We start from the raw sequence: 11,571 nt of genomic DNA on the forward strand, positions 1-11,571 counted from the left end.
GGCGTATGGAAGCTCCTGGTCCGTAGGCGACGCGCGCGGATGCCGAAGCGCACCGAGATCACCGCGTGACGACGTGGAGCAGCCGCGGGTCCAAGCCTCTCATCGGGTAGCCCGTGGCGCCGGGGTAGAACCAGGGGCTCGGCTCGCCCGCCTGGAGCCGGTCGATGGCGACGACCGTGTCGGCGGCCGTCTTACAGCGATGCGCCGCGGCGAAAGATGCGATGCGGTCGCGCTGGCTGGGCAGCCAATCGGCCAGAACCTGCGGGTCCCCGTCGTACCACCAGGTGAACAGGTCTTCCTCCCACAGCAGGGCGGTCGACCAGTGGCAGGCCAGCCGTACCAGCCCGGCGTCGGCCTCGTGACCGGGCAGGCCCGCGAGACGGTCCAGCCAGGGCCGCAGATCCTCGGTCGCGTGGGCGAGGCCCTCCACGAGCTCGGCGACGCGTTCGGCGGGTCGTCCGTCGGTGAGTGCCGCGGCGAGCAGGGCGGCGAAGGCACGCTCGGCGGCGGTTCGCTCGTGTGCGGGCCAGCCGGCGAAGCCCGCGCCGTAGGAGGCCAGGCCGCGAAGTTCTCCGGCCGGGTCGCAGCCCGGAGCAGCCGACGCCAGGTAACGCAGGACGCGAGGCATCAGGCGGCGCCACAGCAGCGGGTACTGGTCCTCGTCCCAGTGGTCGACGACCTTCCTCATGAAGCTCCCGACGAGTTCGTCGGACATGGCCGCGGGGTCGCCGCCGAGCAGGCGCAGGTCTTCCTCGGCATGGCAGTGCGCGCAGCCGCCGACCTCGCGGTCCAACGGCGGCACCGCCGCGAACACCCGGTCCACCTCGTCCAGCCAGCCCTGTTTCACGGTGCGGTGTCCAGGGCGTCGCGGGCGTCCATGAGAGCGAAGCCGAGCAGGTTCAGGCCCTGCCAGGTGGCGGGGGAGGCGGCACGCTCGTCGTCGGCGGTGAGCCCGATGCCCCAGATCCGATCGACGGGGCTGGCCTCGACCAGGACGCGGCCACGGGTGCCGAGCAGGAAGTCTCCGAGCTCCGGGTGCTGGCCGAACTTGGCGATGTTGGCGCCTACCACGATCTCGTAGCGGTGCTCGTTCCACACGGACTCGTCGAAGCCGCGGACCTCGCGGCCGAGCTTCTTGGCCTCGCCGGGATGCCCGGCGGCGAGGATCCGCACCGCGGTCTCGCCGTCGCCGAACAGCCACGCCTTGTGCGCCATCATGTAGTGCTCGGCCGACCGGAAGAGGTGCCCGTCCACGGTGAAGGCGACCTCCCACCACTGGCTGAGGCACCCGGCGCCGACACCGCCGCCACGGGGCGGCCGATGGCCCCAGAAGAACAGATAACGCAATCGCAGACCGTCACGCTCGGCGGTGAGGGCCTCGGTAATCGAGCGGGGCAGCTTGATGAGGTCGGACACCGTCATACCGTGTCATGTACGGTTACCGCCCGGCCAGCGAGTTACCGGCTCCGTTGGAACAGCGAGATTCAGAGACCTGCGGCTTCAGGTTGAAAAAGCCCACTGGATGTGACCGCCCAAATCATCGAGAAGCCTGTTGAGCAAGGGCTGGAGCCTCGGTGTGCCGAGGGTCTCCAGGACGCGCGGCACGTTCACTCCGACGCTGATGAGCTTCGCGACAGGGACACCATCGAGGCGGCGCAGGACGACATGGTCTGGCTCGCCGTCCCGGTCACTGGCGAAAAGGATGTACGCGGTCGGAGTCTCTTCGCTGCTCAAGACCTGGCCGTAGGCGAAGCTCTGGTAGAGGTCGGAAGGCTTGATCGTCCGGTCGGCGTAGAGCTTGTACTTGACATCGACCGAACGTCGCCAGGCGCCTGGGCCATGTCCGTGGACGAGCTGGATGTCCGGGGTGATCGACGTGTAGCTGCGGCCGTCGGGACGGCTGATACTGCGAGACAAGCTTTCCTGGGCGCGTACGGCGATGCCGGTGCGGTGCGTGGCCTCGCGGAGCAGCTGCGTGGCAAAGGCTTCGAACAAGCTGTTCATGTCCAGCATGAATGTGCGGGAGGACGGTCCGCCGGTGGAGAGGAGATCGGTAAAGCCGGGGGCCTGCAGCAGGAGTAGTGCCCACCGATGTGCCTGGCGGTAGTGCTCGTTGGGGCGGTGGTAGGTCAGGTGTTGCGCGACCCAGCGCACGTCAAGGCCATCTGTGGTGCAGACTTCGGAGAAGTCGGTCGCCACGCGGCGGGCCCGGGCGCGCAGTGCTTCATCGCGAGCGCTGTGCGCGGCCACTCGCAGAGCTGCCGCGCACAGCCGGTTGTCGAGGATGTCGCTGTCGAACTCGTCGAATCGGCATTCCAACCTGTCCAGTCGGCCGAATCGGCGCAGCACCTGCTGGTCGGCAAGTAGCCGGCCGCGTATCGCGGGCAGAGTCTCCTGCCGCCGGATGTAGTCGCGCCGCAGCCCGTGCCGTACCAATGCCTCACATTCGACGGTCAGCAGCAGGCAGATCAGATCCCGAAGGTCGTGCCCCTGGTTCGGGAGGTTGCGCAGGCGGTCCATATGCCGGAGCGCAGGTAACCCGCTTGCGTAGTCGAGCATCCTCAATACGGCCAGCTCGCGGCCGACCAGCTTGGGTCGGATGTGGATAGTGACGCAGTCAAGGGCGACGACTCCTATGTACGAGGTCGCTTCGACCTCTAGCTCGCCGCTCGCCAGCCAGCGCAGTCTCAGCCGTTGCCCAAGGTCCTCGGAGTAGGCCGCTGCCCGGTCGGTAGCGCTGGGACTCAAATCGCCGACCCAGGTCTTCTGGTACTCGTCCAGGACCACGGTTCTCACCGCAGGCCCGCATCCACCAGCAACTCGGCGTAGAGCGCGTCGATCAGTTTCTCGTCGTCGACGTCGTTGATGCGATGCTCGATGACGTCGACGATCTCGGAACCGAGGAACCGGGCGAGCATGGAGTAGTCGTCGTAGGCGTACTCCTGCAGCAGCGGTAGCACCTCATTGCGGACCACTGCGGCAAGGGTCGCCTCGTCCTGCACGGGTTCGCCGTCGAGGAGGAAGAACGAGTGCCCGATCTGGCGCTCGCGGCCGAGTTCCTTGAGCACGCGGCGGTTGAGCTCGCTGAGCAGGTCACCGAGGTTGAGTTTGCCCACAAATGCACCCTGTAGCAGGAAGACATCCGGCAGAAGTTCCTCGAAGGCGAATCGTCGGCGCAGCGCGGAGTCCAGCAGCCGGATACTGCGGTCCGCAGTGTTCATCGTGCCGAGCATGTGCACGTTCGACGGGACGCTGAAATCTTCACCGCTCTGTGGGAGGACCACGGTCAGGCCGCGCTTGTCTTTCTCCAGCAGAGTGATCAGCTCACCGAATATTTTCGGGACGTCGCCCCGGTTGATCTCATCGATGAGCAGCAGGTACGGCTGACCGGGGTCCTGTTCGGCGGCCCGGCAGATGCGTTTGAAGACACCGTCCACCAGCGACAGGCGCAGGCCTGAGCTTCCGTCTTCGACCGGCCGGAAACCTTCAATAAAGTCCTCGTAGCCGTATGCCGGATGAAAGGTCACCTGGGTGAGGTGACCAGCCGGTCGCCCGTCGCGCCGGGACAGCTCGGCCAGTGTCCGTCGGAGGGAGCCACCGTCCGGATCAGGCTCGGACTCCAGTCCGAGCTCCTGCGAGAGCCACCAGGCGGCGAAGCGCAGACTGGTGTATGTCTTGCCGGTTCCGGGTGGGCCGAACAGCACGAGCTGTCCCTTGCGCGCGAGCCCCTTGGCCAGTGCGGAGAGCTGCGGGTCGGCCTGCGGCATCTTCATGCCGTTTCCTCGCACGGGGGCTGGATCTTTCGCGGCACCGGCTCCAGCGCGAATGATCTTCCATAGGCGGACGGGCACGCTGGCCACGGTGACGACACCCCAGTGCTTCTCCGCTTCGGGGAGCGTCTGCGCGTAGAAGGTGTCCCAGTTCACGGCCACGATGTGCCGGAATGCGGTGCGATCTTCACGCCAGGCGTAGCCGGCTTTGGTGACGTGACCTACGGCGAGGACTTCCCGGGTGCCCTTGTTCGCTACGATCAGATCGCCGGGCTGGAGCTGGGTCAACCGCCATAGCTCCCGGGCCTTTGTTGTGATCTTGGCCTGGTTGCTGTTGTACTCCTTGCCGTAGACCGCTCGGAAGGTTTCGAGGAAATCGTCTTCCGACGTGTAGGCGGTGAGGTCTCCGACATCGTCCCAGCCCACGCAGATGTATCCACCCGTCAGACAGTCCTGCCAGCACTTCGCATCCGGCCCGGGTGCGATTTTGACGATGGCGGCATTCTGCCTGGGGCTGTTCCACCAGTACAGGAAGTGTGCGATCTCCCTGCTGTGCCACCCGGAGAAGTGCCCCGTCTCGTCGATGAGCTGTTTCAGCAGTGCGTGAGCTTCGAAGGGCTCCAGCTTCGACGGGTCCTCGTCCGACAGTAGCGAGATGAAGTGGCGGACGTGTTCCCGGCCGTAGACCGGCAGCATGCGGTCGGGGATATAGACATAGAGGGTCTTCGCCGTCAGGCTCGGACCCGAGCGGAGCGCTTCGATCCCGTCGACTGCGGCGACCTGACCCTTTTCCGCCAATGCGAACGCGTCGAGGAAACCCTGTCGCAGGTGCGCCCACGCATCCTGCTCGTTGGCGAAGGCGGGATCGTGGTACCAGCGCTGGTCCTTCTTCTGCCGGAAGATCATGTGCTTGCGGGCGCTGCCACCGCCGATGCCGCCCAGCTCACGAGTGCCGTACTCCATCTGGTAGCAGAAGGTGCTCCTGTAGTCGGATACTCCAAGCGCGTAGCGCTCGAGAGGCATGTCGGCCCAGGCCGTGAGAGGAAACTCCTGCCGGACCCTTTCGATCTCAGCGGTGGCTTTGGCAACCTCGTCCGCGATGGCGGACCGGTCGAAGGCTGTGAGGGCCTCGGCCAGAGTCATGCGAATTGGACGTCCATCATCGGTCATGGAGACCTCCTTCAGGACGCAGTCATCGCAGGCGTCGGTGATCGGTCTACCGACGCCGTTGAGCAGGCCGTGTGCTCGGGCGAATTCCCGGCGACCGTCCCGGTTGTTCGACGGGGCAGAATCGAGGAGGCGGCGCCAGGTGAGGCCGTCGGGATCCTCGTACAGCTGCCATGCGGACTGGTCGCCGCCGCGCAGGTGCTGACAGTCCTCGCTGTGATGGATGTCTTTGCCGGTCTTCGAGCAGATGGCCTTGCCTGTCGACGGCATTAACCTGTAGTGCTTTCCCTCGTACTCGATGATTTCGGGCACGGTGTCAGCCATCCGGGGGCTCCAAATCGGAGGTGGGCCAGGTTACTTGCAGCATTGCGGTCCTGCTTGCTGTGGCGAGGTGAGTGAGTAGCCAGGCCGGTGAACCCATGACAATCGCTGCTCTCTGTAATACATACATCACTGAATACTGGAGGTGTTGAGGTAGCTGAAAAATGCTGTGTGGCTGATGAGGTGCTGCTTATGGGGCGACGGAGCGGCGGTGTTTTCAAGGAGTGAAGCGGCGGCGTAGTGCTCGGAAGGCCACCCGGGCGGAGCTGGTGCGCAGCAGGAGTGCGATAAGCGCTGCGCAGGCCACGGCCACGGCGGCGAACAACCAGGGCTCGTTGGTCTCCAGGACCTGGAGGAGCGCGAGGGCGATGCCGGAGGGGACGGTGACGAGGGTGAACACGACCACGGCGCTGTTGACGTGCCGGTTCTCGTCTTCGCGGGTGCGCCGGTTGAAGTCGTTAATCTCGGTGAGGATCTGCTCGAAGCGTTCGCGGAGCGCGTGCTGGCACTGGTAGGCGGCCAGCAGACGATTCGGGGTCCCGTGCGGGGTCAGATGCTGCGCCCACAGTCGGTGCCGGAAGGAGCTGACCTCCCGTTCGAGTTCGGCCATCGTCGCCGACAGCGAGGAGTCGAGCGCGGCGGCCATACGCCCCTCCAGGCGGGTGAGCCCTTGCTTCTGGAGCATGCCGAGCAGGATGACATCCAGGTAGATCGAGCGCAGGTACAGCTCCGCGTAGCCGAAGAACGCGCCGTCCCGTCCCCGGTCGGGGCGGATGCCGACGACGCCCATCCCGTCGCGTAGGACGACGGCGTGCCAGTCGCTGGAGAGCCGGATGATCTCGTTGCCCGTCGGTTTGAGGTTCTGAGGATCGGGGGGATAGTCGGCCAGGCTGGTCCGGGAGGCCAGGGCCCACAGCCACTGGTGAACGGGCGACCAGCGCAAGTAGCGGGTCTGGCGATACAGGCGCGGCAGGCCCTGCCTGGCCGGGGTCACGAAGGAGACGGTGAAAGGGCGGACGCCCGGCTCGATCTTGGCTTGGCCGTTGACGAGTTCCTGCGGGTCGAAATCAGCGGGCGGGGTGTCCTTACGACCGGCCAGGGCACGCAGCAATGCGATGGGCGTTTCTCGCCTGGGCCACAGGTGGATCGCCACCAACCCGCCGGTTTCTGGCGGCCGGGGATCCGCTGGACATCCTGGTCAACAATGCCGCGCAGACCCTGCGCCGGCCGCTGTCGGCCTACGCCGCCTTGGTCGAGGGGGAGCGGGCCGGGCTTCCGCCGGGGGCGTCGGCGGTGCCGGGGTTCGTGCCGGGTCTTCCGATGTCGCCTCCCGGTGACGGGGTCTGGGGTCTTCCGGTCTCGCCTTCTGGTGGCGCGGTCGGGGACCTGCGGGGGCTTCCGTTGTCGCGTCCTGATGACGTGGCCCCGGGGTTGCCGGATGCGTCCGGTCTGCTGCCGGATATGTCGGCGCGTAACTCCTGGTCGGTGCGGATCGGTGAGGTGGATCCGGCCGAGCTGCTGGAGGTCCAGCTGGTCAACGCGGTCGCGCCGTTCCTGCTGATCGACCGGCTACTGCCGTTGCTGCTCGCCGCGCCTTTCCCACGCCGGTACATCGTGAACGTGTCGGCGGTGGAAGGGCAGTCCGTGGCGCCGAACAAGACCGGCCGTCACCCGCACACCAACATGGCCAAGGCCGGGCTGAACATGCTGACCCGTACCAGCGCCGCCGATCTGGCGCGGCAGGGTGTGTACATGTGCAGCGTGGACACCGGCTGGATCACCGACGAGAACCCGGTGCCGGTGCGGGAGTGGCTCGACCGCCGGACGCCGCTGGACGTCATCGACGGTGCCGCCCGGGTCTACGACCCGATCGTGCGCGGCGAGGCGGGCGACCCGGTGCACGGAGTCTTCCTCAAGGACCACACGGAGGCGCCGTGGTAGGCGACCCCACGGCGGAGATCGTACGGGCGGCATGGTGGCCGAGCGGCGCGACCAGAACGACGCCGCCCACAAGGATCACACGGGCGTCGTTGTGACAGCCGAGCCTTACGGCCGGGATCGTGTGGAGATGTCGTGGTGACCGAGCATTCCGGCAAGGACCATGCAGAGCCGCGCGACCTCGATGGGTGGCCACGGTTCTCGGTCGCTCCCGACGGCTGCGGCGGCTCATGAAGCGGAGAGCCAGGTACGTTTCAGCCGGGTGGTGTCTCGCGTGCCCACCGGGGCGGCTCGCGTCTGGCGGCTTCGATCGCCGCGCGGGTGGGACGTCCGACCGAATCGGGGATGCGGTCGAGGGGGATGCCGAGCGCCTCAGCCCAGAGGCTGCGCCAGGAGAGCCGCCGGGCGGCTTTCCGCTCGGCGCGGTGATGGTTATGGTGACGGCGACGGTCGGCCTCCGCCCGGGCAGCGGACTCGTCCCGCAGCCACGGCGGGGTTTTCCGGAGCAGTCCCGCGACGTGGTCGGCCGCCCAACGGCCGCTTGCCGGGCGGAGTTGCCGGATCACATCGGCGGGTATGCCGAACAGCTCGGCCACAGACTCGTCGGACAGCCGAGAGGCCACTCGGGTGGCCTGGTCGACAGCGGCTCGCTCGGCTCGGCGCCGCTGGGAGGCTTCTTCGACGGCACGCCGCTCCTCCGCGTGGACGGCTCGTTGCAACTCCACCTCCGCACGCGCCCGCAGTAGCCAGGGAGGAGGTGAGGAGACCGTCTCGCGGAGGAGGGGAGCCAGCAGGTGGTCGCCGAAATGGGGCAGCCCTGCTGGGATCATCTCAATGGGCACACCCAGCTCCTGTTCCGCGTCCCGAGGCGAGACCAGGAGACGCACAAGCTCCGCTGATCTCGGGGCGAGTTCGGCGAGCATCACCTCCAGCTCGGTGCGAGAGAGGCGGGCAGCGCGCAGGATCTCGGTGAGCGGTGGGACGCGAGGGTCCGCCATGCGGCGAAGGGGTCTGAGAGGCCCCGGCCAGACGTCGGCAGCGACTATCAGCGCAGTGGTCCACAGGAGAACCCGCACGTGGTCCGCGTCGAGGGTGGGCTTGATCGTCTCTATCTCCGCGCGGGCCGCGACAGTGCGCGCGAGGTTCAGCTTGCGGGTCTGGACGGCCTTCCCGGCGGCTTCGGAGCGGGAGACCGCCCGCGCGGCGGCGCGTAGCTCGGCGTCCGCGTGGACGTGGTCGGCCAGAGCGTCCATGTCAGCGGCACGGTAGTAGCGGACGGTGAGGGTCTGGCCGTACTTCCGGATCTCCTCGGTGGCCACGGGTGCCAGACCGACGGCGGCAGTGATCCGTTTGAAGCGGTCGGCCGAGACGCCGAGCCTGGCCGACGCCTCGGTAACGGTGCAGCGGCGCTCCGCGGCGAGGAGTCGCCGGAAGTGCTCGATGTCGGCTTCGGCCGCCCTGACGGAGACGGGATCGAAGGTCCGGTCGGGAAAGCGCCGGAGCAGGCTGGTCGTAGCCGCGAGCTCGATCTCCCAGACGCTGAGCCCGAGCAGTTGCCGGACCGCGTTCCTGCCCAGGCCCCGTGCCATGGCCCCACCTCCTGTGTCGGACGTCAGTGTGCCGGGCCGCTACGGCATTTCAATGAGTCATTGTTTCGTTACGAAGAGCAATCAAGGTGTCGTCGCGATTGTCGCAGACATCATCACCCCGTAGCTCGCCGTTACCGGAGACAGCGGCTTCGCACTGTGCGCTGCGCACCCGGGGGCGGATCACCGCCACCGGGTTCACCGACGGACATCACCGGGCGACTGCTCGGTGACAACCGGGACTACGACGGGAAGCTGTCAGTGCCTGCGCTTCCTGCCGTGGCCGCTGGGACGGCCCCGCGAGCCGGGCGCCGGACGCGGCACGAGGCGCAGTCGGCCGTTCCGGGCCAGCATCGGCTCGTACACCAGTGCGCGCAGCTCCTCCAGGGCCGCTCGCGCGGGATGCCCCGAGTCCAGCACCGCCGCGACGAGCTCGGGTGCGCCCCTGCCCGCCGACTCGCGGAGCTGCTCCATGACGGCCTCGGGACCGCCCAGCTCAAACAGGAGGATCAGTCCCTCGGCCAGCAGCAGGGAGTGCTCGTGGGCGGTGAGGTCCTCGGGGCGCAGCTCCCCCTCTTCCAGAAGGGCGGTCAGGACGATGGGCCCCAGCACCGGATCACGCCGGAGTCCCGTCTGCGTCGACCGGCCGTCGGGGAGTGTCCTCACCAGGGTGGAGAGCATGGCGGAGGCGCGGGTACGGAAGGGGCAGGCGCGTATGGCGTCCAGCAGCGGCTCGACGTCACCTCCGTGCGCCGCCAGCCAGCCTTCGAGCTCGACCGCAGCCGTCTCCGGGGGGTAGTGCTGGGCGAGCACCCCCAGCAGTTCGCCCGCCGTGGCGTCTGCCAGCTCCCCGATCAGCGGGGCGTCCCGCCCGTCGGCGAGCATCCGCTCCCGTACGGCTCGCGTGCCCAGGGCTGTCAGCCGTACCAGCGGGCCCGGCTCCGCCAGGCGCGCCAGGAGCCGGGCGCATGCCTCGGGCGGCAGCGGCAGGTCCTCCTCGGTGAGCTCGCCGAACTCGTCGAAGACGCCGGGACGCAGATCACTGGAGTACAGCTCGTCGGGCACGCCGTGGCTCAGCTCGACGGCACCGAGGCAGGAAAGAGCGTCGAACACCGCCAGCAGTTCCCGCTCGACCTGACGGCGCCAGAGGTCCTGGTGGAAGCCGTCCTCCTCGGAGTCGAGCAGGAAGTACTCCTGGCAGGCCAGCCACACCGTCTCCTGCAGCCGGGCCACGGGGATCGGGATCGGCATGCTGTACATCGTGTTCAGCACGTCGGGCAGCAGCACGTCGAACGCCGTGACGAGCATCGAGGAGCGGTACCACCCGGAAGCGGGTGTGCAGATCGCGGCACCCAGCTCGAAGGTCGCCTCGAACGCGCGCCGCCACAGCGCCTCCGGGTCACGCAGGACGGGGGCGGCCTTGGCCACCTGGACCAGGCGGCCCTTGCGCACCCGCACCAGGCCCGTCTTCTTCGCCCACGCCAACAGGAGGCCCACCCGGGGCATCTCGGCGGAACTGCGCACCCGCAGATCCTGCTCCCCGGTGCCCAGCAGCGCTGCCAGCTCGCGGGCGTCGGCCACCCGCAGATTTCCGGTCTTGGTGAGAGCTTGTCCGTCCGCCCCCACCCAGCCGGTCAGGGCGGTCAGCTGCCGTACGACCTCGCTCCGGGCGGCCTCGGCGGCGAGTTCGGCGGCGGGAGGGATGGCGACGGGACGCTGGGGGAAGGCCCGCTCGTCGTCGGGGGCGGCGCCGGCGAACTCGGCTTCGAGGAGCTTGTCGAGCACACCGGCGTCGAGCCGTATCCGGCCCGCGTCGACGTCGCGCTGGAACCTGGCCACCGCCCTTTCGTCGTCGAGGACGATGCCGTTGTCGAGGGCGGTCTGCGCCCAGAACTTCCCGATGCCCTGCCGGGCCGGGTCGGCCAGTGCCACCGGATACTCCGCCGCGGTCTCGGCCACGGCCGCCTCCAGCTCCGCCGAGGAGGCGCCTCGAGGGTCGCGCAGGCCGGACGCGGCGAGGTAGCGCAGGAGTGTCAGCAGGCTTTCCGGCGCGGTGGCGAGGAGACCCCGCTCGGCCACGAGGTGCCGGGGAATCCATTCCAGGAGGAAACGCCGTACCTGCTGCGCGTCCCAGTACGCCAGCCGCCCGTCGCAGCTGTGGTGCCGCGCGTCCAGGGCCGCCGCCAGCATCGCCTCGTCGGCTCTCATGCCGTGCTCACCCGCCCAGACGATGCAGCGGCGGACCAGCAGGTCCTTCGCCGACTCGAACTCCTCGGCCTCCTCCGGATCGAAATGTGTCCGCATCATGACCCCCGTACTCATGTTGCCGCGACCAGGTTGATTGGGCCAGCGTGATCCTCACGGAAGCCGAGTCTGCCAGCAGAGTCGCGGTACACGTTTCGTTTCTTCCCGCTCCGGCGCTAATCACGTCCACGGACCGCCGGACACCTTCCCCCCTGGCTAGGCTTGATGGCCATGACGCAACTGAGCAAGGCGGAGCTGGACGCGCTGGTCGAGGAGGCCGTCGTCGACGCCTACGGCGACGACGAGCGGCTCTCCGGGTTCCACGCCATGCTCGAGGAGCGTCTGGCGCTGCCGTTCCAGACGACCGTCCTGGGCGTCGAGGTCACGGTCAAGAAGATCGATCTGCTCTCGGGGAGCGGGATCGTCGCGATCTGCGCCCGTGGGTCACACCGGCAGGCGATCGGCATCCTCGATCTTCCGCTGCCGGCTCCGCCCCCCGAAGGCTCGGAGTGGATCGAGGCCTACCGGCACTGGGGACGCTGACG

The 11,571-nt window shown here is 68.1% G+C and carries 9 protein-coding genes; 2 read left to right on the forward strand and 7 right to left on the reverse strand.

Annotation, left to right across the window (positions count from 1 at the left end):
• Nucleotides 1-58: 58 nt before the first annotated feature.
• From SROS_RS11640 to SROS_RS11660, 5 genes are all read right to left on the reverse strand, one after another.
• Nucleotides 59-847: a hypothetical protein gene (locus tag SROS_RS11640; protein ID WP_012889124.1), complete on the reverse strand. Its 789-nt coding sequence runs from the start codon at nt 845-847 to the stop codon at nt 59-61.
• Nucleotides 844-1,422: a riboflavin biosynthesis intermediates N-glycosidase gene (locus SROS_RS11645; protein ID WP_012889125.1), complete on the reverse strand. Its 579-nt coding sequence runs from the start codon at nt 1,420-1,422 to the stop codon at nt 844-846. Before SROS_RS11645 ends, SROS_RS11640 begins: the two co-directional genes overlap by 4 nt.
• Nucleotides 1,423-1,500: 78 nt before the next feature.
• Entirely contained in the window at nt 1,501-2,787 is a 1,287-nt protein-coding gene (locus SROS_RS11650; protein ID WP_169369283.1) for an McrC family protein, read from the reverse strand.
• Nucleotides 2,788-2,792: 5 nt separating this feature from the next.
• Complete coding sequence (locus SROS_RS11655; protein WP_012889127.1) at nt 2,793-5,261, reverse strand: McrB family protein; 2,469 nt, start codon at nt 5,259-5,261, stop codon at nt 2,793-2,795.
• Nucleotides 5,262-5,475: 214 nt separating this feature from the next.
• On the reverse strand, nt 5,476-6,411 hold the full coding sequence (locus SROS_RS11660; protein WP_012889128.1) for a hypothetical protein: 936 nt from the start codon (nt 6,409-6,411) through the stop codon (nt 5,476-5,478).
• Nucleotides 6,412-6,719: 308 nt separating this feature from the next.
• Between SROS_RS11660 and SROS_RS52805 the strand changes: the two genes are divergently transcribed.
• A complete protein-coding gene (locus SROS_RS52805; RefSeq protein ID WP_245564611.1) occupies nt 6,720-7,199 on the forward strand; it encodes an SDR family oxidoreductase in 480 nt (159 codons plus the stop codon).
• A 251-nt stretch (nt 7,200-7,450) separates the two neighbouring features.
• Here SROS_RS52805 and SROS_RS11670 read toward each other — a convergent pair whose 3' ends face one another.
• A complete protein-coding gene (locus SROS_RS11670) occupies nt 7,451-8,785 on the reverse strand; it encodes a hypothetical protein (RefSeq protein WP_012889130.1) in 1,335 nt (444 codons plus the stop codon).
• 255 nt (nt 8,786-9,040) lie between these two features.
• The gene (locus tag SROS_RS11675) at nt 9,041-11,089 is read right to left on the reverse strand and encodes a hypothetical protein (RefSeq protein WP_012889131.1); all 2,049 of its coding nucleotides are present in this window, start codon (nt 11,087-11,089) and stop codon (nt 9,041-9,043) included.
• 168 nt (nt 11,090-11,257) lie between these two features.
• Here SROS_RS11675 and SROS_RS11680 point away from each other — a divergent pair, with 168 nt between their 5' ends.
• Nucleotides 11,258-11,569, forward strand: coding sequence for a calcium-binding protein (locus SROS_RS11680; protein ID WP_012889132.1), 312 nt, complete (start codon nt 11,258-11,260; stop codon nt 11,567-11,569).
• The last annotated feature ends 2 nt before the right edge of the window (nt 11,570-11,571 follow it).

Origin of the sequence: Streptosporangium roseum DSM 43021 (genome assembly GCF_000024865.1) — a bacterium.
GTDB classification, from domain to species: Bacteria; Actinomycetota; Actinomycetes; order Streptosporangiales; family Streptosporangiaceae; genus Streptosporangium; species Streptosporangium roseum.